This window comes from Burkholderia sp. COPS (assembly GCF_019425585.1).
In the GTDB taxonomy this organism is placed as follows: domain Bacteria; phylum Pseudomonadota; class Gammaproteobacteria; order Burkholderiales; family Burkholderiaceae; genus Burkholderia; species Burkholderia cepacia.
The window spans coordinates 167,051-190,073 of record NZ_WIXR01000017.1; the positions used below are offsets into that span (position 1 = coordinate 167,051).

Below are 23,023 nucleotides of genomic sequence, written 5' to 3' on the forward strand. Positions count from 1 at the left end.
GCGACGATGCGGCGACTCGCGGGCCGGCGCGGGCGCCCGGCGCCCGTGTGCGTCCGGGGCCCGCGCCGGCCGATTTTTCCCGACCCATGACGACTCGAACCGATTCCGCCTACCTGCTCGGCGACCTGCTGAAGAACGTTTCCCGCTCCTTCTACCTGACGCTGCGCGTGCTGCCCGACGGCATGCGCGACCCGGTCGGCCTCGCGTACCTGCTTGCGCGCGCGGCCGACACGATCGCCGATACGGCGCTCGTCGCGCCCGATCGCCGGGCGGCCTTGCTGACCGAGCTGCGCGACGAGGTCGAGCAGCTCGGCGACGGCGTCGCGCTGTCGCGTGCGCTCGAGGACGTGACGCGGATGCAGACCGATTCGCACGAGCACGTGCTGCTCGGCTCGATGGAGCCGATGCTCGCGCTGCTGCGCGCGCAGCCGGACGCCGATCGCGCGTCGATCCGCAAGGTCGTCGCAACGCTGACGGCGGGGATGGTATTCGACCTGCGCACGTTCCCCGACGAGCAATCGGGGCGGGTCGCGTCGCTGCGAACGCGCGACGAACTCGACCGCTACACCTATCTCGTCGCCGGCTGCGTGGGCGAGTTCTGGACCGACATGACGGGCATGCACACGCCGGCCGCGCGCGGCTGGAACCTGCCGGACATGGTCGAGAAGGGCATCCGCTTCGGCAAGGCGCTGCAGATGACCAACATCCTGCGCGACTGCGCGAAGGACCTGCGCATCGGCCGCTGCTACCTGCCCGACGATGTGCTGGGCGCGCACGGGCTGAGCGTCGCCGACCTGATGTTGCCCGATGCGTCGGCGCGTGCGCGCGGCGTGCTGGTCGACCTGCTGCGCGTGACGCTGGACCAGTATCGCGACGCGTGCCTGTATACCGTTGCGATCCCGCGCCGCTTCGTGCGGCTGCGGCTGGCATGCCTGTGGCCGATCATGATCGGCCTCGAAACGCTCGAGCTGCTGGCCGGCCATGACGCGTGGCTCGATCCGGCGAAGCCGGCCAAGGTGCCGAGAAAGCGCGTCTACCGGATCATGGCGTCGTCGCTCGCGCTGGTCGGCTCGAACACGGCGATTCGCGCGCGCATGACCGCGCTTTCCGATGCCGTGAGCGCGCATCTCGTGCAGCCGGTCACCCGCTGACACCCACCGAACGATGCCGGCGCGACAGGTGCCGGCGTCGCCCCTCCGCCCGCGTCCGCCGGGCCGGTTCTCCCGCATCGTCTAAAAACGTTTTCATTATTTCGTTTCGCGAAACGTGGGTGTCATGAACGTCAGCGATCCTTCGCGGCGGCGTGAATCGTGGCGTCGGCCGCGGTCGCGCATTTGTAAGATGTATTTCGCCGAAGGCATCTGACAACATCCGACGGTCGTGTTGCACCCGTAAAAATGTAAAGCTAGGGTTTTCACCGGGAAATGCCGGAAAGGCCCGCTGCGTAAGCGTTTTCAGGTGTTATGTAACTGCTTGGTGAACCCGTGCGTTGCGTCGATCATACGATGACCGACTGCACATGTTGGGAAATGATTGGTAATCCGTCAGAATCGCGTCGGCATGTACTCGCACATGTGTCAGTCATAAAACCACACCAGAAAAGAAATCATTCTTTGAGGACGGAGAATCAATGAAAAAGCGCGTCGCTTTCGCCATGACGGCAGCGGGCCTTGCAGCCGCTGCCGCCGCCCACGCTCAAAGCAGCGTGACCCTGTACGGTATCGTCGATAACGGTCTGGCTTACCAGAACAACGCGGCACCGTCGACCGGTGCGACGAGCGGCGGTCACTCGAAGGTGTCGATGTCCACCGGCGTGTGGGCAGGCAGCCGCTTCGGCCTGAAGGGCAGCGAAGATCTCGGTGGCGGCACGAAGGCGATCTTCCAGTTGGAAGCGGGTGTGAACTCGGCGACCGGTGCGTCGCAATGGGCAGGCGGTATCTTCACCCGTCAAGCATGGGTCGGGATGACGAACCAGGCGTACGGTACGCTGACGGCCGGCCGTCAGTACACGGCGTACTACACGCTGCTGTCGCCGTACAGCCCGACGACGTGGCTGACGGGCGCATACGGCGCGCACCCGGGTGATATCGATTCGCTGGATACCAGCTACCGCGCGAACAACTCGCTCGTCTACATGTCGCCGAAGTTCTACGGCTTCACGGTCGGCGGTTCGTACTCGTTCGGCGGCGTGCCGGGCAGCGTGAACCGCGGCTCGACGTGGAGCGCGGCGGTCCAGTACCTGAACGGTCCGGCAGGCATCGCGGTCGGCTACCAGAAGGTCAACAACTCGACGCTCGGCGGCGGCCTGTGGGGCGACAACTCGACGGTCACGAGCGGCGGCCAGCCGGCCGTGTCGGCGATCAACTCCGGTTATCAGACGGCGCAGTCGCAGCAGCGCATCGGCGTGACGGCCGGCTACCAGTTCACGCCGGCGTGGGACGTGTCGGCGTCGTACACGAACGTCAAGTACACCCCGGGCGTCGGCTCGGCGTTCCGCAACTCGGCGATCTTCAACACGGCTGGCGCCGTGCTGCACTGGAAGGCAGCGACACAGTGGGACTTCGCAGTGGGCTACTCGTACACGGCGGCGACGCAGTCGAACGGCATCACGAGCGCGGCCAAGTACCATCAGGTCACGCTGTCGCAGTACTACAGCCTGTCGAAGCGTACGGGCCTGTACGCGCTCGAAGCCTACCAGCACGCATCCGGCAATACGCTGAACAAGGCTGGCGGCATCCAGGTAGCGACGACGCAGATCGGCGACGGCGTGGCAGCAGGTTCGAAGCAGAACCAGATTGCAGTCGGCGTCGGCATGATCCACCGCTTCTGATGTCGCGCGGCGCGCGAGCGCCGCTTGCGGCATGCGGTATGAAAACCGGCCTTCGGGCCGGTTTTTTCATGGCTGCGCGATTCGGGCGATTGTCGCGCTGAGATCGCTGGGTCAAACCCGCACCGCGCGATCACTCCACTTCTATCGCTGCGTCGAGCCTGCATGCGCGATTGCTCTGCTTCGATCGCTGCGTCAAGCCCGCGCACCGCGCGGTCACTGCGCTTCTACCGCTGCGTCGAACCTGCATGCGTGATCGCTCCGTTTCTATCGCTGGGTCAAGCCCGCGTCGCGCGATCGCTCCGCTTCGATCGCCGCATTGAGCCTCCACCGCGCACTCACTCCGCCGCATCATCCATCCAGCTTCCCGCCAGCGCCTGAAACAGCGCCGCCGTATCGGCAAGCCGGTCGGCCTGTGCGCGCGTACGGTCGAGCGCCGTCTGCAGTGCCTGCCGCTGCGCGTCGAGCAGGTCGAACGTGCTGATTCCGCCCGCCGCGTAACGGTCGCCGGCAATCGTGTTGCTTGCCGCCGCTTCCTGTGCAGCGGTGTCTCTCGCCCGCAGCTCGGCAGCGTCGTGCTCGACCGCGCGCATCGCGTCTGCTACCTGCTGCAGCGCCTCGAGCACGGTTTCCCGGTAACTCGCGAACGCGGCGTCGTACGCCGCTTCGGCCGCGCGTTTCTTCGCACGCAGTTCACCGCCGTGAAAGAGCGGCTGCGTGATACCGAGACCGACATTCCATACGTTGAGCCCGCTGACGATATCCGCGATACGTGTGCGCTCCGAGCCGATCCCCGCCGAAACCGAAAAGCGCGGATACAGGTTCGCGGTGGCCACGCCGACGTTCGCGCTCGCCTGGTGCAGCACGGCTTCGGCGGCGCGGATATCGGGCCGTTCGCGTGCGAGCGTCGACGGCAGCGCAACGGGCAGCGTGCGAGGCAGCGCGAGCGTATCCAGCGTGAGGTCGGGCAGCATCGCATCGGAGGGCGGCGCGCCGAGCAGGATCGCGAGCCGGTGGCCGGACTGCGCGAGGCGGGCCGCGAGCGGCGGCAGCGACGCCTGCGTCTGCGCGAGCAACGCGCGCTGCGCATGCACATCGGCCTGCGATACGCCACCGGCAGCGAAACGCGCTTCGACGATGCGCAACTGCCGCGTCTGCGCGTCGATCAGCTGCCGCGTGAGCGCGACCTGCTGCGCGAGCGACGCGCGCAGGATCGCGGTGGCGACGACGTTACCCGCGAGCGTCAGGCGCGCGGCGTCGAGCGTATAGGCCTGATAGTCGACCTGCGCGCGCAACGCCTCGAGCGCGCGCCGGTTGCCGCCGAACACGTCGAGCACGTACGACACGCTCACCGACGCGTCATAAAGCGTGAACGGCCCCGGGCTCGGCACGCTGGCCGGCAGGCCGAACGCGGTCGTGTCGACCTGCTCGCGCGTCGCGGACACGCTCGCATCGACTTTAGGCAGCATCGTCGCGCCGGCTTCGGCCGCATGGTTCTGGCGCGCTTCGTCGAGCCGCGCGCGGGCTTCGGCAAGCGTCGGGCTGTTGCGCCATGCGGTATCGACGAGCTGGTTCAGCGGTTCGGAGCCGAACTGCGTCCACCAGTGCTGAGGAGTGTGTTCGGCCGATGCGAACGTCTGACCGTCGCCTGCCGGGCCGGCGGCGGCGGCCGTCGTCGTCGGCGGTTCGCCGCGCGTGTAGCGCTGCGTGGCGGGCGCATCCGGCGCGCGGAAATCCGGCCCGACCGCGCATCCGGCGACGAGCAGCACGGCAGCGGCCAGCGTGCAGCAGCGGGTGGCGTGGAGGGGGCGACGCGAAGCCGGTTTCATCGTGCGGTGCCTAGTCGAGCGTGCGCCGGTAGAAGCGCAACGCGATGCCCATCACGACGACGGTGAACAGCGCGACCGGCCACACGGATGGCCACAGGTCGTTCCAGCCGTTCCCTTTCAGCAGGATGCCGCGCACGAGGCGGTTGAAGTAGGTGAGCGGCAGCAGGTTGCCGATGAACTGCGCCCACTTCGGCATCCCGGCGAACGGGAACATGAAACCCGACAGCAGGATGTTCGGCAGGAAGTAGAACACCGCGAGCTGCATCGCCTGCAACTGGTTCTGCGCGAGCGACGACAGCGTGATGCCGACGGTCAGGTTCGCGGCGATGAACAGCAGCGCGGACAGGTAGATCGCGAATGCGCCGCCGACGAACGGCACCTCGAACACGAAGCGGGCGGCCGCGAGAATGATCGACACCTGGATCAGCCCGATCAGCACGTACGGGACGATCTTGCCCGTCATCACCTCGAGCGGCCGCACGGGCGTCGCGAGCAGGTTCTCCATCGTGCCGCGCTCGCGTTCGCGCGTGATCGCGAGGCCCGTCATCATCACCATCGTCATCGTCAGGATCACGCCCATCAGGCCCGGCACGACGTTGTACTGCGTGATGCCCTCGGGGTTGTAGAGCCGGTGCAGCACGACGTCGAACGCGGCCGGCCGGCCGTTCAGGTGCGCGAGCGGGCCGGTCAGGTCCTTGTCCGCGACCGGCTGCACGAGGCCGGCGAGCGCGCCGATCGCCGACGCGGTCGCGACCGGATCGGTCGCGTCCGCCTCGACGAGCAGCGACGGACGTTCGCCGCGCAGCAGCCGGCGCGAGAAATCGGCCGGCACGTTCAATACGAACAGCACGTCGCCGCGCGCGAGCGCACGCTGGCCGGCCGCTTCGTCGGGCAGCGTCTCGACGATGTCGAAGTACGCGGAGTTGCGCATCGCGGCGACGAAGCTCCGCGCGAACGGGCTCGCGTCGGCGACGATCACCGCGGTCGGCAGGTGCTTCGGATCGGTGTTGATCGCGAAGCCGAACAGCGCGAGCTGGATGATCGGCACGCCGACGATCATCGCGAACGTCACGCGGTCGCGGCGCAGCTGCAGGAATTCCTTCAGCACGATGCTCCACCAGCGCGCGAGCGAGAACGCATCGCGCAAGCGGGCCCACGCGTTCATGACGACGCTCCGCCGGGCGGCGCGGATGCGCGGCCCATCATGTAGATGAATACGTCCTCGAGGCCGGTATCGATCGGCGCGACCTGCAGCGCGGCGGGCCCGCCGGCCTGTGCCGCGACCTGCGCGAGCGTCGCGTCGAGCCGCGCGCGATCGCGGCCGCTCACGTGCAGCGCCGAACCGAACACGACCGTCTGGTCGACGCCCGGCATCGTGCGCAGTCGCGCGGACAGTTCGGCCAGGTGCCCGCCGGTGATCGCGCGGGTCGCGAGCCCCTGCGACGCGACGATCTCCGCCGCCGTGCCCTGCGCGAGCAACTCGCCGTACGCGATATACGCGAGCTTGTGGCAGCGTTCGGCTTCGTCCATGTAGTGCGTGCTGACGAGCACCGAAATTCCCTGGGCGGCCAGCCGGTGCAGTTCTTCCCAGAAGTCGCGGCGCGCGGCCGGGTCGACGCCGGCCGTGGGTTCGTCGAGCAGCAGCAGGGCCGGCTCGTGCAGCATGCAGGCGGCCAGCGCCAGGCGCTGCTTCCAGCCGCCCGACAGCGCGCCCGTGAGCTGGTCGGCGCGGCTCGCGAGGCCGAGCCCGTCGAGGGCGCGCGCGACGGCCGCCTTGCGGTCGGGCATCCCGTACACGCGCGCGACGAAATCGAGGTTCTCGCGAATCGACAGGTCTTCCCAGTACGAGAAGCGTTGCGTCATGTAGCCGACGCGTCGTTTGATCTGCGCGCTGTTGCGCACGATGTCGTAGCCGAGGCAGGTGCCGCTGCCCGAGTCGGGCGTGAGCAACCCGCACATCATCCGGATCGACGTGGTCTTGCCGCTGCCGTTCGGCCCGAGAAAGCCGAAGATCTCGCCGCGCGCGACGCGCAGCGACACGTCCTTCACGACATGCTTGTCGCCGAAATGCTTGTTCAGGCGATCGACGTCGATCGCGTACGGGGCGGAGGGCGTGTTCACGGCACCCTCACGGCGACGGGCTGGCCCGGATGCAGCTTCGGCGCGTCGGCCACGGCCGGGCGTGCCTCGATCATGAACACGAGCTTGGTCCGACTCTCGTTGCTGTAGATCACGGGCGGCGTGTATTCGGCCTCGCTCGACACGTAGGTGATGTGCGCGGGCACGTCGGCCGCACAGCCGTCGCAGTGGATCGCGACGGTGCGCCCCGGTGCCAGCGATGCGATGGCGGCCTCGGGCACGAAGAAGCGTACCTTCAGGTTCTGCGGCGGCAGCATCTGCACGACCGGATTGCCTGCCTGCACCCATTCGCCGACACGGTACAGCGTGTCGTACACGCGCCCGGCGGCGGGGGCGGCGACGCGCTTCTGGTCGAGCTTCCACTGCGCTTCGGCCACGGCCGCCTGCGCGGCGTCGACCTGCGCGGCCTGCGCGGCGACCTGCTGCGCGCGTCCCGGCAGGCGCGCGACGTCGACCTGTTTCTGCAGTTCGCGCATCTGCGCGGCGGTGGTTTGCGCGGACGTGCGCGAATCGTCGAGCTGCTGCTTCGACAGGCCGCCGGCCGCGTACTGCCGTTCGTCGCGCGCCAGTTGCGCGGCGGCTCGCGCGGCCTGCGCGGTGGCCTGGGCGAGCTGCGCCTGCGTGACCGCGATTTCCGGCGGGCGCTTGCCCGTCTGCAGGTCGGCAAGCTGCGCGCGGGCGGCCGCGAGCTGGTGCTGCGCTTGCGACAGCGCGGCGGTTTCGCTGACGGCCTCGAGCGAGAAGGCCGGCGCACCGGCGGCGAGGGTCTGGCCGCGCGCGACCGCCAACTGCGTCAGCGTGCCCGATTGCGACGACGACAGGTACACGAATTCGCCTTCGACGTAGCCCTGGTAAGTCGTGCCGTTGTCGGCCGGGCGTCCGCAGCCGGCGAGCACGGCGACTGCGGCAACCGTCGCCAGCGGCCGTGCGCGGAGCGGGTTCATGACGGCCTCCGTGGCGAGCGGGCCCGAGCGCGACGCGTGGGGGCGGGTGGCTGCATTCCCGAACCGAGCAGCGCGCGGACGTGCCGGTGCAGCACGTCGCGATCGATCGGCGGCATGCCGCGCGCGCTTTGCCACAGTTTCGCGGTCGCGAGCGGCAGCATCACCAGCGCGACGATCGAATGGAACAGGAACGCGGGTTCGAGCGCGGGGTTCAGCGTGCCGGCCTGCTGCGCGCCGCGGATGCGTTCGGCGAAGCGCCCGACATGATCGAGCGGAATGCGCCGGACCATCCGTTCGCGCAGCAGCCCGCCTTCGTGGACGATCTCGCGCAGCCAGATCGACGGCAGCCACGGCATGCGGTGCGTGACGTCGAAGAAGCGGTCGACGAGTTCGCCGACAAGTGCGAACGGATCGTCGTCGATCCGCGGCTCGGTCGGTCGCCACACGAACGCGATCGCCAGTGCGAGCCGTTCCTCGACGATCGCGTCGAGCAACCGCTCGCGATTCGTGAAGTAGTAGTGGACCATCGCCGACGTGACGCCTGCTGCGGCGGCGATCTGCGCGACGGTCGTCGCGGCGATGCCGCGCTCGGCGAACAGCTGCATCGCGACGTCGAGCATGTGGTCGCGCAGGTCGAAATCGTCGACCGACGGGCGGCGCCCGCGCGGCCTGGCGACGGTGGATTTCGCGTTCATGGAATCGACGCTAATTGATGAGTTAGTTAATTTCAAGGAAGGGTTTGCGACCGGGTTGATCGAGATCAGGCGAGCGTCGAACGGGGGCGCGGGCGGGCCGCGATGTGGCGCGGTGCGGCAAGCCGGTAGCGGAGTGTAGGGAGCGGCTAATGCGGAAACGGCGGAGAAACGGCGGAGAAACGGCGGAGAAGCGCCGAGGGAAAACCGGCGGGGAGCGGCGGGGCTCAGTAAGCGAAACGGCGGCGAACCCGGTCGTGCAGCCGGGGCACGTGCGTCGACAACGGCACGCGCCCCCCCGGCAAGCGCTTACTGATCGATCGGCGACGTCAGCGGCACGTGTTCGCCGGTCAGCCCGAACACGACGAGCTGCGCGGGTTCGGTCGCGCTCGCGTTGCGCGACACCTGGTGGCGCGAGCCGGGCGCCTCGTACCAGCCTTCGCCGGCGCGGTAGCGGTGCAGCGGGCCGCCGTTCACCTGCGACAGCACTTCGCCTTTCGACACGACCGCGAACACCGAGCCGAGGTGCCGGTGGGCTTCCGAAGCCTGGCCGGGCGCGTAGTCGACGGTCGCGACGACCGCGAGCTTGCCGGGCGCTTCGGGCACGGCCTGCTGCATGATCGTGTGCACGTTGTCGCCGGTGTCGTGTGCATGGGCGGCGGCCGGCGGCAGCGCGGCCGCGGCCGCGAGCCATGCGCCGAGGGCGGCGCGACGGAGCGTGGCGTACGTCATCGTCGTCTCCTTACTCGGGCATCTTGCGGAACGCGATCGCGAAGCGGTTCCACGTGTTGATCGTCGCGATCAGCATCGACAGGTCGAACAGTTCCTCGTCGGTGAAATGCGGCTTCACGGCCTCCCAGACGGCGTCGGGCACGTGGTTGTCGGCCACCAGCGTCAGCGCCTCGGTCCATTCCAGCGCCGCGCGTTCGCGCTCGGTGAAGAACGGCGTTTCGCGCCACACGACGACGGTCGCGAGACGGCGGTCGGTTTCGCCGTCCTTGCGTGCGTCGGTCGTGTGCATGTCGACGCAGAACGCGCAGCCGTTGATCTGCGACGCGCGCAGGCGGACGAGTTCGGCGAGCGGCTTCTCGATCGAGCTTTTCGCGATGAAGTCCTCGGCGTTGCGCATCACCTTGATGGCGTTCGGGCTGGCGGTATAGAAGTTCAGGCGCGGTTGCATGGCAGGTCCTTGTTCGGTTGGAGCGCACGGTGGCGCGACAGGACCCACTTTAGGACGCAAGCTGGCCTGCTTGAATGGCCAATTTCCGGAAAATTCAGGTAACCAGTGCCGGGCCGTCGACGCTGCCCGAACCCAGCAGGCCGGCGAGCTTCGCAAGCGCCGTGTCGATGCGCAGCGCGTCGATCCCGCCATAGCCGAACAGCAGCCCGGCACTGACCGGCACGGCGACGTGGAATGCCGAGATACCGTACAGGCCGATGTCCTGCGCGCGGGCGGCGCGCACGAGTGCCGCCTCGTCGAGCCCCGGCTTCAGGCGGGCGGCGAGATGGATGCCGGCGGTCGGCACGATCGCGTCGAACCACGGCGCGAGTTCGCCGCGCAGATGCGCGATCAGCATCTTGCGACGCGCATCGTAGTGCTTCTGCACGCGCTTCAGGTGCCGTGCGAAGTCGCCTTCGAGCATGAAGCGGGCGAGCGCCGCCTGCGTCAGCGTGCAGGTGTGCCAGTCGACGATCTGCTTCGCCTTGGCCAGCGCGCCGCGCAGCGCGCGCGGCGGAATCGCGTAGCCGATCCGCAGCTCCGGAAAGATCGTCTTCGAGAAGGTGCCGACATACGCGACGAGGCCCGTGCGGTCGAGGCTCTTCAGCGACTCCACCGGCCGGCCCTCGAAGCGGAACTCGCCGTCGTAATCGTCCTCGATGATCACGGCGCGGCGGCGCTGCGCCCATTCGAGCAGCGCGACGCGCCGGTCCAGCGTCATCGGCATCCCGAGCGGGAACTGATGCGACGGCGTCACGTAGACGAGGCGTGCGTCGTCGGGCAACCGTTCCGTCACGAGGCCGTGCGCGTCGACCGGCACGCCGATCACCGTCGCACCGAGCGACGCGAACGCGGCACGCGCGGGCGGGTAGCCGGGATCCTCGACCGCGACCACATCGCCGGGCCGCACGACGACGCGGGCGATCAGGTCGAGCGCCTGTTGCGCGCCTTGCGTGACGAGCACGTCGTCCCAGCTGCATGCGACCGCGCGGCTGAATCCGACGTAGCGCGCGATCGCGCCGCGCAACTGCGGATCGCCGGCCGGGTCGTGATACTGGGCGGGGCCGCGCATCTGCTGGCGCAGCGCGTGATGCAGGCAGCGCCGCCACGCGTCGAACGGGAACAGCGTCTTGTCGGTCACGCCGCCGCGGAAGTCGAAGGCGGGCGCATCCTGCGGGGCGGGCATCGCGAGCGCGTCGGGCAGGTCGTTCCACAGCGCGCGCGCATCGACCGCGTCGACGCGCGGCGTGCCGTCGACGAGCGACGGCGCCGACACGGACGCGGCGTGCGGCACGCGCGCGAGGCCGTCGGCGACGAACGTGCCGTCGCCCGCGCGGGTATTCAGGTAGCCCTCGGCCACCAGGCGCTCGAACGCGTCGAGCGTCGTCTTGCGCGAGACGCCGAGCTGTTTCGCGAGGTCGCGCGTCGACGGCAGCCGCGCGCCGCCGGCGAGGCGCCCGTCGACGATCGCGGTGCGCAGTTGCCGGAAGATCTGCCCCGTCAGGTCGTGACGGCCTTCGATGCGGATCGCGATGTCCATCGCAGTGGTTACCTCGGTTGCCGGGATTTCGAGCCGACCAGCATACCGGAAGCCGGCGGCGGTTTGGTGCGGGCTGCGTGGCGGCGTGACGCGATGCTTGCAGCGGCCGCCGGAGCGCAAGGAATCGCGCGGAGGCCGACCGACCCGACCGGGCGGGACACGCCCGTGACCGGCACGATTGGCCCGCATCGCCTGATTGGACCTTGGCCCGCCGCTGCCTTACGATCCACGACAACCCCACACCGGAGCGACCCCATGCTGTCCGAAGACGAACTTGCGCTGCTCGACGCGATCCGCGCCACCGGCAGCCTGTCGCGGGCGGCCGCGCGGCTCGGCAAGGCGCCGTCGACGGTGTCGCACGCGGCGCGCCAGCTCGAAACGCGTTTCGACGCGCTGCTGTTCGACCGGCGCGGCTACCGGCTGCAGCTCACGCCGGCCGGACAGCTGCTGACCGACGAGGCGGCACGGCTGGCGCTGGACGTCGCGCGACTGACGCAGCGTGTGCGGCAGGTCGCGAGCGGCTGGGAAGACCGGCTGTGGATCGTCAGCGACGAGGTGCTGGAGTTCGACACGCTGTTGCCCGTCGTCCACGCGTTCGATGCGCTCGATTCGGGCGTGTCGTTGCGTTTCACGCACGAAGTGCTCGGCGGTACCTGGGAAGCGCTGCGCGACGGCCGTGCGGACCTGGTGGTCGGCGCGACCAACGAGCCGCCGGCGATTCCCGGCTTCAAGTGGTTCGAGCTGGGGGCGATGGAGTGGGTGTTCGCGGTATCGCCGCGCCATCCGCTGGCCGCCGTGAGCGGCGCATTGACGCGAGATGCGATCGGCGCGCACCGGGCGGTCGTCGTCGCCGATTCGTCGCGGCGCGCGGCCGGCCGCGCGTATGGCCTGCTCGGCGGGCAGGCCGTGCTGGCGGTGCCGTCGATGCGCGCGAAGATCCTCGCGCAGCGCGACGGGCTGGGCGTCGGCTGGGTGCCGCGCCGGCGCGTGGCGTCGCTGCTGGCGCGCGGCGAACTCGTGGAAAGACAGACGGCCGATCCGCGCGAGCCGAACCGGCTGTATGTCGCGTGGCACGGCGACCGGGACGGCCGGGCGCTTCAATGGTGGCTCGAGCAATTGCGCGAACCGAGGCTCGCGCAGCGGCTGCTCGACGGGATCGACGTGGCCGGCTGACGCGGGGCGGCACCGCGCGACCGAATCCGTCCGCGCAAACACGTTCGACGATTTCGAACGTGTTCGTCGCGCCCGTCGCACGGCAAGGCCGGGCGCGGCGCGCATCCTGTGTCCACGGTCAACTCACCGGTTCACAGGAGAACATCATGCAACGCTTCGAAGGAAAGACGGTCCTCGTCACGGGCGGCAACAGCGGCATCGGCCTGGCGGCCGCCAGGGCATTCGCGGCCGAAGGCGCGCGGGTCATCATCACCGGGCGCGATGCGCAGACGCTCGAGGCCGCGCGGCAAACGCTCGGCGCGGATGCGCTCGCGATCCGCAACGAGGCCGGCAGCGTCGCGTCGGCCCGCGCGCTGGCCGATGCGATCGCGTCGGCGGGAGCGCGGCTCGACGCCGTGTTCATCAACGCGGGCGTCGCGAAACTCGCGCCGTTCGCCGACAGCGACGAGGCCATGTGGGATCTCGTGTTCAACACCAACGTGAAGGGCGCGTATTTCCAGATCCAGTCGCTGGTGCCGCTGCTGAACCGTGGTGCGTCGATCGTGATCAACGGCTCGATCAACGCGCACATCGGGATGCCCGGCTCGTCGGTGTATGCGGCGAGCAAGGCGGCCGTCAATTCGTTCGCGAAGACACTGTCGACGGAACTGCTGCCGCACGGCGTGCGCGTGAACGTCGTGAGCCCGGGGCCCGTGCAGACGCCGCTCTACGGCAAGCTCGGGCTCGACGCGGCCACGCTCGACGAGACGGCCGACAAGATCAAGGGCCTCGTGCCGGTCGGCCGGTTCGGCACGCCGGACGAGATCGCGTCGACGGTGCTGCACCTCAGCGCGCCGGAATCCGCGTTCATCGTCGGCGCGGAGATCATCGCGTCGGGCGGGATGGGCTTGCTCTGATCGGCGAGGCCCCGGCGGGGGCTGCAACCGCCCGGCGTTGCGCCGGGCGGACAGCCCACGTCACCGGCGGACGGAGCGCGTCCGCACCTTGCATCTAACGCGGCGCACAGGTGCCATGCCTGTCGCCGCCGGCTTCGAGCTGCGTCACCGTGAGCCCGGAGAACGTCGCGCGGCCGTGCTCGGCGAACACGGCGACACGGTCCGCGTCGGGCGGCGGGAAGATCAGGTCGGTGAGCGCCACGCGGCCGCCGTTTGCGAACACTTCGACCGAGCCGCGATCGACGACGATCTCGAGCCGCAACCGCCCGTGCTCGAGCGGCAGGTCCACGATGTGTTCGCGGCTGAACGTGCCGGCGAAATTCGCTTCGCCGGAGCGGGAGCGGTCGAGCGTCAGCGTGCGCTTCACGGTGTCGTACACGATCCGGGTGCCGACCGAGCCGTCCGCCGAGCGCCGGACGATCAGGCCGGCACGCGCCGCGTGCCGCGGCTCGATCGTGACGGTGATGCGCTGGACGGCGCCGCGCGTCGCGGGCGACAACTCGCGTGTCGCGGAATCGACCGTGAGGTCGCCTTCGTGCACGGCGGGCCGTCCGTCCGCCCATGCGTCGAACGCGGCCGCCGGCGCGACGACGAGCGTCGGTTCGCCGTCGATCGTTTTCAGCGAGAGTTCACGCGGCAGGGTCATCGCGCCGCGCCACGGCGTAGTCGGCACTTTCGCCGCGTAATCCCAGTTGCTCATCCACGCGATCGCGACCGGTCGTGAGCCGGGCGCGCCCGAGAAGGTGCCGGCTGCGTAGAAATCCGCGCCATGGTCGACCCAGTGGAATTGCGCGGGATCGGAACCGGCGGGGGCGACGCGATCCGGCGTAAACGTGCGGCCGTCGAAGTGGCCGACGAAATACATCGCGCCCGAGCCGCCGGCGATCGACCACGGGTTGACGTTGACGATCATGACCCACCGTGTTTGTGCGGGGTCGCCGTCGAGCGGCAGCGGCACGAGGTCGGGCATTTCCCACAGCGCGCCGTCGTGCGGCACGCCCGGCCGCGTGAAGTCGCTCAGGAAATTCCAGTGGATCAGGTCGTCCGAGCGATAGAGCTTCACGACGTGCGCATCGGCGACGACCGTCGTCATCAGCCAGTAGCCGCCCGGCGCATACCACGACACTTTCGGATCGCGAAATTGCTTCGATTCCGGGTCGAGGGTCAGCACCGGGTTGTGCGCATACGGCTGCCACGTCGTGCCCTGATCGAGGCTGTACGCGAGCGACTGCGCCTGTATGCCGGGTGCGTGACCCGAGCCGGGTTTGTAGACACTCGTATAAAGCGCGACGAGCGGCGTGTGGCCCGGTGTGCCGAGACCGGACGTGTTCAGCGTATCGGCGACGATCGAGCCGGAGAAGATTTCCTCCGTCGCGTTCGCGCGCATCGCGACCGGCTGCTCGCGCCAGTGGACGAGATCGGTGCTCGTCGCGTGGCCCCACGACATGTTGCCCCAGTCGTTGCCGAGCGGATTGTATTGGTAGAACAGGTGATAGCGGCCGTTGTCGTAGACGAGCCCGTTCGGGTCGTTCATCCAGTTGCGCTGCGGCGTGTAATGGAGCGCGGGTCGCCATTGCGGGGTGCCGTCGTCAGCCGGCGCGTGGCAAGGCGCGGCAGCGGCCTGGGTGGCCACGCAGGCGAGCAGCAACCGGGCGATCAGGGCGGAAAAGCGAAAAGACGTCGATATCATGCGGGGTGTCGTGCTTCGCCGTGCAAGGCGGGAAAGAAGGGCGCCTGCCGCTTTCGACGGCGGTGCGCGCAATGGATGGAAGGAAAAAAGCGGAGGCGCGCACGCGACACGCGCGATATGCGCCTCCCTAACCCCGTGCCTTTATCGATGATTGTTATGGTTGGTTATCCCGACTTCACTGGCTGCTGCCGTCGTTGTGTCCGGCGCCCGTCGCGGGCAGGTTCGCCGGAATGTCGCCGTAGCCGCCGAGGCCGCCGCGTCCATACGTGCGGTCGACCGCCGTCGACGTGCCGTTGATGTTCACCTTCACCGTCGGCGCGAGCGTGCCGCCGCGACGCGGGCCGATCGCATCGATGAACGACTCGACGAGCCCGCCCGGCATCACGTAGTGCGAATACGACTGGAATTCGCGCGGGTTCTGGTTCGGATCCTGCGAATACGGTGCGCCGGCCGGTGCGGAGAAGTCGGTCGGGTTGCCGAGCACGAGGCCGCTGCCGCCGTTCAGCGGCAGGAAGTCGCTGCGGATGCCGTTGCCGACGAAACCGTACACGCCGTCCGGGCCGTCGACGCCGGCCGCCATCGTCGTGCGATGGCTGATCGTGAACAGGTAGTACTTGCCGTCCTTCAGGTAGATCTGCGGGCGCTCGGTCTGGTCGTCGACGCAGTTCGCCGACAGGATCGGCGGCAGGAACTTCCACTCGGTCAGTTGCGGGTTCGTCGCGACCGCCAGGCCGACGTTGGCCTTTTGATACACTGCGCCCGAATTCATCACCGCGTTGAGATCTTCGCGGTTCGGATCGTTCGGTGCATAGCCGAGATCGGCCTCGGTGCAGGTGCGCGCGCCGCGCGGGCCGCCGGTGTTGCCTTCGAACACCATGTAGGTCTTGCCCGGATGCGCGGGGTCGGTGAACACGAACGGATCGCGGAACGAGAAGTAGGTGTTCTGCTGGCCGGTCTGGTAGTAGTTGCCGTCCGGTTGCAGCAGCGGCTTGTGATTGTCGAAGCCGGTGAACCACACGTGCGTGTTGTCGGCGTGGATGTTGCCGTCGGCGCGCGTGATGATCGCCTGCGGCGGCGTGATGTCCGCGCCGCCGGGCGCCGAGCGATTGAACGACGTCGCCGTGTAGTACAGGCTGACGTTGCTGCCGTTCGTGAGGCGCGCGGAGCCCGACCATTCGGCGTTGTTGGTCATCGGTGCGGTGCCGAATACCTTGGCGCTCGCGCCGTCCGGGAACAGGTGGCCGCCCCAGGTCCAGCCGCCGTTGGCGGGGCGCTGCGACGCGGGGATGCCCGCGCGGCGATAGAAGAAGCCGATGCGGGCGTGGACGTGACGGTCGTCGAACGTGTAGCCCGCGTGCGGATCGGCGGTGAGCGAGAAGATCACCTCCCAGCCCTTGTAGCTGAGCTGGTTCGCGCGCAGGTCGGCCAGCGGCCACGTGTCCCATACCCACACGTTCGAGTTGATCAGCGGGAAATCCTGCGGGATGTCCGGCATCGTCAGCGCCTGCGGCAGCGAGTTCTTGTCGGCGCCGGCGGTGTGCGACTGCGCGACGATCTGGCGGATGTCCGCACGCGTCCAGCGCATCGTGAAGTTGCCTTCGGGATCGTAGGCCTGCTGCGTATGGGGCGTGGGCACAGGCGCGCCCGTGCCGCTGGACTGCGCGTGCGCGACGGACGCGAAGGCGGCAAGTGCGCCGCCAGCGAGGAGCAAACGTTTGGTCGCGATCGGGCGAAAAAGGGGAAAGTGTGTCATCTCGTCGTTGTTCCCTGGCAAGGTGAAAGTGAACGGCTGAGTGGGCATCGATGTCCAAACCGGTTTGGATGCTATTTCAAACCGGTTTGGAACGCAAAAGATATTTATTTGACGGTAATCGTTACCAATTGGAAATAATTACCCGGCCGGTGCATCCCGGTGTTTGGGCGGCCGGGCGGATCGGCGAATGCGAGGAGTGACGGTGAAGGTGAATCTGAAGGCGCTGTCGGACGCGCTCGGGCTGTCGCGGACGACGGTCAGCCGCGCGCTGAACGGTTACGACGACGTCAGCGAGGCGACGCGCGAGCGCGTGGCGCGGGCGGCACGGGAAATGGGCTACGTGGCCGATCCGACCGCGCGCCGGCTGGCGACCGGTCGGGCCGACATGATCGGGATCGTTTATCCGTTCGGCGCGGGCGACCTCGGCGATCCGCGTTTCGGCGAGGTCGTCGCGGGCATCACCGAGCGGCTCGCGGAACGCAATCTCGATTTCATCATCGCGTCGGCGCGGCCGAACGCGGAACTGGACACCTATCGGCGCATCGTCGAAGGCAAACTCGTCGACGGCCTGATCGTCGCGCGCACGCTGGTCGACGATCCGCGCATCGCGTACCTGCAGGCGAGCGCGTTTCCGTACGTGGCCTACGGCCGGACCCGGATGGCCGAGCCGTACGCGTGGTTCGACTTCGACAACGAAGCGGGCGCGCGGGACGCGGTGCGCCGGCTGACGGGTTTCGGGCACCGGCGCATTGCGATGATCAGCGCGCCGCTTGCGCTGAATTTCGCCGCGCAGCGCCGTGCAGGCTATCTGTCGGCCCTGCGCGAAGCCGGCATCGAGCCGGATCCGGCGCTGCTCGTCGAGTGCCCGTTCACGCACGACGGCGGGTTGCAGGCGGTGCGGGCGCTGCTCGCGCGCGCCGAGCGGCCGACGGCGCTGCTGGTCGACAACAATATCGCGGGCGGCGGCGCTTTTCGGGCGCTGGTGGACAGCGGGCTGCGCCTGGGCGAGGACATGTCGCTGATCGTCTACGACGGCGTGCCGCCGGGCCTCGCGCACCCGCATCGCGTGACGGCGGTCGTGCAGCCGACCGGCCACGCGTCGGGGCGCTCGCTCGCGGAACTGATGCTGCGCCTGCTGGGCGACGGCGTGCGCGAGCACCGGCTCGAGGCGCCGGCAATCGAGGCGGGCGACACCGACGGTCCGTTGCGCGACCAGCCGGCGCGATGAAGGCGAGGGGCGCGAGCACCTTCGGACACTGTGACGGATCGCACCCCTCGAGAAAGCCCATGACGGCGGCAGGGATGATTACCCATTTACTAGACGACTGGTCTAATCCACGACTATCATCCGTCCTCGTGAATGCGGCGACGTCCGTGGCGCATGCAAGCAAGGCGCGAAAATGCCATCTCGCGCTGTGGGGCTGGTAGCGCGGCGAGACGCCGTCGTTTTATTTTCGAATGTTCTAGACGACTGGTCTAATAGGCGCGTGCTGCATTCGGATACGCGGGTCGCACGATGACGCGTCACAACTGACTAACGGACAGGCGCGCCGCGCCGGCCGGTTTTTGGATCATGCGGCCCCGTTCCCATCAATTTTTCGAAGGAGTGTCCGATCATGAAGATTCTCGTTGTCCTGACCTCGCACGACACGCTCGGCGACACCGGCAAGAAGACCGGCTTCTGGCTCGAGGAACTGGCCGCGCCGTACTACGCGTTCAAGGATGCGGACGTCGAGCTGACGCTCGCGTCGCCGAAGGGCGGCCAGCCGCCGCTCGACCCGAAAAGCAGCGATCCGGCCGCCCAGACCGACGCGACGCGCCGCTTCGAAGCCGATGCGGCGGCCAAGGCCGAACTGGCGTCGACGCGCAAGCTCGCCGACGTGTCCGTGGACGACTACGACGCCGTGTTCTACCCGGGCGGCCATGGCCCGCTGTGGGATCTCGCCGAGGATCTGCATTCGATCGGCCTGATCGAGCGCGCGCTGGCGGCCGGCAAGCCGGTGGCGGCCGTCTGTCACGCGCCGGGCGTGCTGCGTCACGTGAAGAATCCGCAGACCGGCGAATCGGTCGTGCGCGGCAAGCGCGTGACGGGCTTCACCAACAGCGAGGAAGCGGCTGTCGAACTGACGGAAGTCGTGCCGTTCCTCGTCGAGGACATGCTGAAGACCAACGGCGCGCAATTCGAACGCAGCGCCGACTGGGCGCCGCATATCGTCACCGACGGGCTGCTGATCACGGGGCAGAACCCCGCGTCGTCGGCGCCCGCCGCCGAGGCGCTGCTCGCGCAACTCGGCCGCCGTTGAGCCGATGGCGCCGGCCGGGCCGGCGCCGCACCGTATCCGTCGCCGGGCGCAAGCCGTCAGGCGACGGCCCGAATCATTCCGTCGTGCGCACCGCACGGCGCGTTTCCCGTCGTTTTGCAGAACCAAGCAAAGGAGCCGTGGATGTCTGCCCTGTTCGAACCGTTCAAACTCAAGGATGTCACGCTGCGCAACCGTATCGCGGTGCCGCCGATGTGCCAGTACGTCGCCGAGGACGGCGTCGTCAACGACTGGCATCACGTGCATCTGGCCGGCATCGCGCGCGGCGGCGCGGGTCTCGTGATCGCCGAGGCGACGGCCGTGTCGCCGGAAGGGCGCATCACGCCGGGTTGCGCGGGGCTGTGGACCGATGCGCAGGCCGAAGCATTCGCGCCGTCGGTCGCGGCGATCAAGGCGGCCGGTGCAGTGCCCGGCATCCAGATCGCGCATGCGGGCCGCAAGGCGAGCGCGAACTGCCCGTGGGAAGGCGACGACCATATCGCCGAAGGCGACCCGCGCGGCTGGCAGACCATCGCCCCGTCGGCCGTGCCGTTCGGCGCGCACCTCCCGAAAGTGCCGCGTGAAATGACGCACGACGACATCGCCCGCGTGCAGGCCGATTTCGTCGCATCGGCGAAGCGTGCGCGCGATCTCGGCTTCGAATGGCTCGAATTGCACTTTGCGCACGGTTATCTCGGCCAGAGCTTCTTCTCGGTGCATTCGAACCACCGCACCGACGAATATGGCGGCTCGGCCGAGAATCGCGGCCGCTTCCTCGTCGACACGCTCGCGGCCGTGCGCAAGGTCTGGCCCGAGCACCTGCCGCTGACCGCGCGCCTGGGCGTGATCGAATACGACGGCCGCGACGAAGAGACGCTCGCCGAGTCGATCGCGCTCACGCAGCGGATGAAGCGGGAAGGGCTCGACATGCTGAGCGTGTCGGTCGGTTTCTCGACACCCGACGCGCAGATTCCGTGGGGTCCGGCGTTCCTCGCGCCGATCGCCGAGCGCGTGCGCCGCGAGGCCGGGCTGCCGGTGTCGTCCGCATGGGGGATCGACACGCCGCAACTGGCGAACCGCGTGGTGGCGGAAGCGCAGCTCGATCTCGTGATGGTCGGGCGCGCACATCTGGCCGATCCGCACTGGCCGTACTACGCGGCCAGGCAGCTCGGCGTCGAGCGTCCGTCGTGGACGCTGCCCGCGCCGTACGCGCACTGGCTCGAGCGCTACCGGATCGCCGACAAGGCGGCCTGAGCCGCGTTGACGACACGGCGCGCGCATCTTGCGCGTCGCCGATCCGGCGCCGATGGATAGAATGGCGGTTCATGCAGGCCGGTTGCCTGCGCGAACCGCCATTTTTTCATTTCGACAGAGGTGCCATGGGCGCACATGTCCCGTCGTCTCACGACTCCGCCGCACGGCCGCGCGCGCAGCAGATTGCCCGCGCCGTGCTGTATGCGGCGCTGCTGGTGCTCGCGCTGTGGATCATCCGCGACTTCATTCCCGCCATCGCATGGGCCTGCGTGATCGCCATCGCGATGTGGCCGCTGCTCAAATGCTTCGAATCGCACCGGCTGTTCCGTGACCGGCCGACGCTGATCGCGACCGTCATCACGGCCGCGATCTCATTGCTCGTCGTGCTGCCGGTCGCGGTCGCGACCATCCAGGCGATCGGGCAGGCGCACGATCTGCGCGAGTGGCTGAAGTCGGTCCAGGACAGCGGCATTCCGTTGCCGGACGTCGTCAGCCGGCTGCCTTACGGCTCGGCGCAGATCACCGAATGGTGGCAGGCCAATCTCGGCCATCCGCTGCATGCGGCCAGCGCGATGCACAGCGTCAACAGCGAGAAATTCCTCGCGTTCGGGCGGCAGTTCGGCACGAAGGTCGCGCATGCGCTGCTCGAATTCGGCTTCATGCTCGTCACGCTGTTCGTGATCCTGCGCGCGGGCCACAAGCTGTCGGGCGCATTGCTGCAGGGCGCGCGGCGCGCGTTCGGGCACAACGGCGCGGAACTGATCGACCGGATGGTCAAGGCCGTGTACGGCACGGTGACGGGGCTCGTCGTCGTCGGGCTCGGCGAAGGCGCGCTGCTCGGCATCGCGTATGCGCTGGCCGGCGTCCCGCATGCGGCGCTGCTCGGCCTCGTCACGGCGATCGCCGCGATGCTGCCGTTCTGCGCGCCGATCGTGTTCTGCGGCGCGGCGCTCTGGCTGTTCGTGCAGGGTGCGACGGTGTGGGCCGTCGTGGTGGCCGTGCTCGGTTTCGTCGTCGTGTTCGTCGCCGAGCATTTCGTGCGGCCGGTGCTGATCGGCGGCTCCACGCGGCTGCCGTTCCTGCTCGTGCTGTTCGGCATCCTCGGCGGTGCCGAGACGTTCGGCCTGATCGGGCTGTTCGTCGGCCCCGCACTGATGACGGTGCTGACGATGCTGTGGGCCGAGTGGATCGCATGACGATGCGCGACGTTGTGCCGATTTGACGCGTCGGCGCGGCGGGTTCGATGCGTGTACAAGCATGCGCGGGCCGCAACGACCGGCTGGCGCGCGGGCATCACATGCAGGGATTCGTATAAAGATCTCTACATTTCTTTTCGATCCGGACCCAAAGGTCGAGTAGCATGGGGCTTTCGATCGCGCCGGCGCGGCGCAGCAGATTTCCTCAAGCATGCGATTGATTTCGATGGCCCGTCCCGCAGCGACGCTGTCCCTGGCCGCCAGCTGCCTGATGTTGCACGGCTGCGCGTGGTTCGACTCGTGGCTGCCATTTTCGTATTCACGCACGCCGCTCGCGCGGGCCGCGTCGCGGCACGGCGCGACGCGCGCCGACGTCGTCCGCGCGGCCGGCAACCCGCGCAGCGTGTGGATGGTCCGCAACGGCAGCGGCGTCTGCTACAACTACTTCATCGAGCACGGCAACGATCACCGCGAATATTTCGTCGTGTTCGACAGGGCCGGCATCGTCACGCAACACGGCTTCGATTCGTGCATGAACGCCGATCGCAAGGGCACGCTCCAGCCGGGCAAGGCCGCTTCGCGCTAGTGCGCGGCGGCCCGCGGGCGCCGGCCGTTACGCGATCGTATCGACCACCCCGCCATCGACACGCAGCGCGGCGCCGGTTGTCGCCGAAGCCTGCGGCGAGCACACGTAGACCACCAGGTTCGCGACTTCCTCGGGCGTCGCCGGCCGCTGGATGATCGAGCTCGAACGATGGCTGCGCACGAATTCCACGGCCACGTCGTCGACGCTGCGGCCGGATGCGTCGGCCGTTTCCTTCAGCATCGCGCGCACGCCGTCCGACATCGTCGGCCCCGGCAGCACCGAGTTGACGGTCACGCTGGTGCCGGCCGCGAGCTTCGCGAGGCCGCGTGCGATCGACAGCTGCGCGGTTTTCGTGAATCCGTAATGAATCATGTCGACCGGGATGTTCAAGCCCGATTCCGACGAAATGAACACGACGCGCCCGGCATTGCGTTCGATCATCCCCTTCAGGTAATGCCGTGCGAGCCGCACGCCGGACATCACGTTCATCTGGAAGTAATGTTCCCACTCGGCGTCGTCGATCTCGAAGAACGCCTTCAGGCCGTAGATGCCCGCATTGTTGACGAGGATGTCGGCCTCCGGTGTGTGCTGCGTGATGCGCGCGACGCCGGCCGCGTCGGACAGGTCGGCGGCGACGCCCTCGAGGCTTGCGCCGGGCACTGCCGCGCGCAGGTGCGCGAGCGCGGACTGCACCGACGCGTCGCTGCGGCCGTTGACGACGACGCGCGCACCGGCGCGTGCGAGCCCTTCGGCGATCGCGAGCCCGATGCCGGCGGTGGAAGCGGTGACGAGCGCGGTCTTGCCTTTCAGATCGATGTGCATGAGCGTGACGGGAGAGGAGTGAACGAAAACCGCCGCGTGTGCCGCGGTGGCCGGAACACAAAGCTTAGGCGAAACGGCGAGATCCCGCGTCGAAGTGGATGGATCCGGTTGCGCGGCGCCGCAC

20 protein-coding genes are annotated in these 23,023 nt (G+C 68.5%); 9 read left to right on the forward strand and 11 right to left on the reverse strand.

Annotation, left to right across the window (positions count from 1 at the left end):
* The first annotated feature begins 86 nt into the window (after positions 1-86).
* Both FOZ70_RS17205 and FOZ70_RS17210 read left to right on the forward strand, forming a co-directional pair.
* Positions 87-1,151 (forward strand): squalene/phytoene synthase family protein, encoded by a 1,065-nt coding sequence (locus FOZ70_RS17205; RefSeq protein WP_021159263.1) that lies wholly within the window; start codon positions 87-89, stop codon positions 1,149-1,151.
* Positions 1,152-1,630: 479 nt separating this feature from the next.
* Positions 1,631-2,830: a porin gene (locus tag FOZ70_RS17210; protein ID WP_060309135.1), complete on the forward strand. Its 1,200-nt coding sequence runs from the start codon at positions 1,631-1,633 to the stop codon at positions 2,828-2,830.
* Positions 2,831-3,165: 335 nt separating this feature from the next.
* Here FOZ70_RS17210 and FOZ70_RS17215 read toward each other — a convergent pair whose 3' ends face one another.
* The 8 genes from FOZ70_RS17215 to FOZ70_RS17250 all read right to left on the reverse strand — a co-directional run bounded on the left by FOZ70_RS17215 (position 3,166) and on the right by FOZ70_RS17250 (position 11,190).
* Entirely contained in the window at positions 3,166-4,656 is a 1,491-nt protein-coding gene (locus FOZ70_RS17215; protein ID WP_219706326.1) for an efflux transporter outer membrane subunit, read from the reverse strand.
* A gap of 10 nt (positions 4,657-4,666) precedes the next feature.
* A complete protein-coding gene (locus tag FOZ70_RS17220) occupies positions 4,667-5,821 on the reverse strand; it encodes an ABC transporter permease (RefSeq protein WP_219706327.1) in 1,155 nt (384 codons plus the stop codon).
* A complete protein-coding gene (locus FOZ70_RS17225; RefSeq protein WP_219706328.1) occupies positions 5,818-6,777 on the reverse strand; it encodes an ABC transporter ATP-binding protein in 960 nt (319 codons plus the stop codon). Before FOZ70_RS17225 ends, FOZ70_RS17220 begins: the two co-directional genes overlap by 4 nt.
* Positions 6,774-7,739 (reverse strand): HlyD family efflux transporter periplasmic adaptor subunit, encoded by a 966-nt coding sequence (locus FOZ70_RS17230; RefSeq protein ID WP_219706329.1) that lies wholly within the window; start codon positions 7,737-7,739, stop codon positions 6,774-6,776. Before FOZ70_RS17230 ends, FOZ70_RS17225 begins: the two co-directional genes overlap by 4 nt.
* Complete coding sequence (locus tag FOZ70_RS17235; RefSeq protein WP_219706330.1) at positions 7,736-8,434, reverse strand: TetR/AcrR family transcriptional regulator; 699 nt, start codon at positions 8,432-8,434, stop codon at positions 7,736-7,738. The genes FOZ70_RS17230 and FOZ70_RS17235 overlap by 4 nt, the downstream gene beginning before the upstream one ends.
* 306 nt (positions 8,435-8,740) lie before the next feature.
* On the reverse strand, positions 8,741-9,163 hold the full coding sequence (locus FOZ70_RS17240) for a cupin domain-containing protein (RefSeq protein ID WP_021159256.1): 423 nt from the start codon (positions 9,161-9,163) through the stop codon (positions 8,741-8,743).
* 10 nt (positions 9,164-9,173) lie between these two features.
* Positions 9,174-9,611 (reverse strand): carboxymuconolactone decarboxylase family protein, encoded by a 438-nt coding sequence (locus FOZ70_RS17245; protein WP_021159255.1) that lies wholly within the window; start codon positions 9,609-9,611, stop codon positions 9,174-9,176.
* Positions 9,612-9,705: 94 nt separating this feature from the next.
* Positions 9,706-11,190 (reverse strand): PLP-dependent aminotransferase family protein, encoded by a 1,485-nt coding sequence (locus FOZ70_RS17250; RefSeq protein WP_111997230.1) that lies wholly within the window; start codon positions 11,188-11,190, stop codon positions 9,706-9,708.
* A gap of 255 nt (positions 11,191-11,445) precedes the next feature.
* Here FOZ70_RS17250 and FOZ70_RS17255 point away from each other — a divergent pair, with 255 nt between their 5' ends.
* Positions 11,446-12,363, forward strand: a complete 918-nt coding sequence (locus FOZ70_RS17255; RefSeq protein WP_021159253.1) for a LysR family transcriptional regulator — start codon at positions 11,446-11,448, stop codon at positions 12,361-12,363.
* A gap of 146 nt (positions 12,364-12,509) precedes the next feature.
* Entirely contained in the window at positions 12,510-13,259 is a 750-nt protein-coding gene (locus tag FOZ70_RS17260; protein WP_021159252.1) for an SDR family oxidoreductase, read from the forward strand.
* Positions 13,260-13,353: 94 nt separating this feature from the next.
* Here FOZ70_RS17260 and FOZ70_RS17265 read toward each other — a convergent pair whose 3' ends face one another.
* The gene (locus FOZ70_RS17265; protein WP_219706331.1) at positions 13,354-14,988 is read right to left on the reverse strand and encodes a glycoside hydrolase family 32 protein; all 1,635 of its coding nucleotides are present in this window, start codon (positions 14,986-14,988) and stop codon (positions 13,354-13,356) included.
* A gap of 175 nt (positions 14,989-15,163) precedes the next feature.
* Complete coding sequence (locus FOZ70_RS17270; protein WP_060376129.1) at positions 15,164-16,741, reverse strand: glycoside hydrolase family 68 protein; 1,578 nt, start codon at positions 16,739-16,741, stop codon at positions 15,164-15,166.
* A gap of 187 nt (positions 16,742-16,928) precedes the next feature.
* Here FOZ70_RS17270 and FOZ70_RS17275 point away from each other — a divergent pair, with 187 nt between their 5' ends.
* The 5 genes from FOZ70_RS17275 to FOZ70_RS17295 all read left to right on the forward strand — a co-directional run bounded on the left by FOZ70_RS17275 (position 16,929) and on the right by FOZ70_RS17295 (position 22,077).
* A complete protein-coding gene (locus FOZ70_RS17275) occupies positions 16,929-17,969 on the forward strand; it encodes a substrate-binding domain-containing protein (protein WP_059492301.1) in 1,041 nt (346 codons plus the stop codon).
* A 388-nt stretch (positions 17,970-18,357) separates the two neighbouring features.
* Positions 18,358-19,044, forward strand: coding sequence for a type 1 glutamine amidotransferase domain-containing protein (locus FOZ70_RS17280; RefSeq protein WP_219706332.1), 687 nt, complete (start codon positions 18,358-18,360; stop codon positions 19,042-19,044).
* Between the two features lie 141 nt (positions 19,045-19,185).
* Positions 19,186-20,295, forward strand: a complete 1,110-nt coding sequence (locus FOZ70_RS17285) for an NADH:flavin oxidoreductase/NADH oxidase (protein WP_219706333.1) — start codon at positions 19,186-19,188, stop codon at positions 20,293-20,295.
* A 125-nt stretch (positions 20,296-20,420) separates the two neighbouring features.
* Positions 20,421-21,491 carry an AI-2E family transporter gene (locus tag FOZ70_RS17290; RefSeq protein WP_219706334.1) on the forward strand — a complete coding sequence of 357 codons (1,071 nt, stop codon included), beginning with the start codon at positions 20,421-20,423 and terminating at the stop codon, positions 21,489-21,491.
* Positions 21,492-21,702: 211 nt separating this feature from the next.
* On the forward strand, positions 21,703-22,077 hold the full coding sequence (locus FOZ70_RS17295) for a hypothetical protein (RefSeq protein WP_049097651.1): 375 nt from the start codon (positions 21,703-21,705) through the stop codon (positions 22,075-22,077).
* A gap of 27 nt (positions 22,078-22,104) precedes the next feature.
* On the opposite strand, the gene FOZ70_RS17300 is transcribed toward FOZ70_RS17295, so the two are convergent.
* Positions 22,105-22,899, reverse strand: a complete 795-nt coding sequence (locus FOZ70_RS17300; protein WP_048023139.1) for an SDR family NAD(P)-dependent oxidoreductase — start codon at positions 22,897-22,899, stop codon at positions 22,105-22,107.
* Positions 22,900-23,023 lie beyond the last annotated feature (124 nt).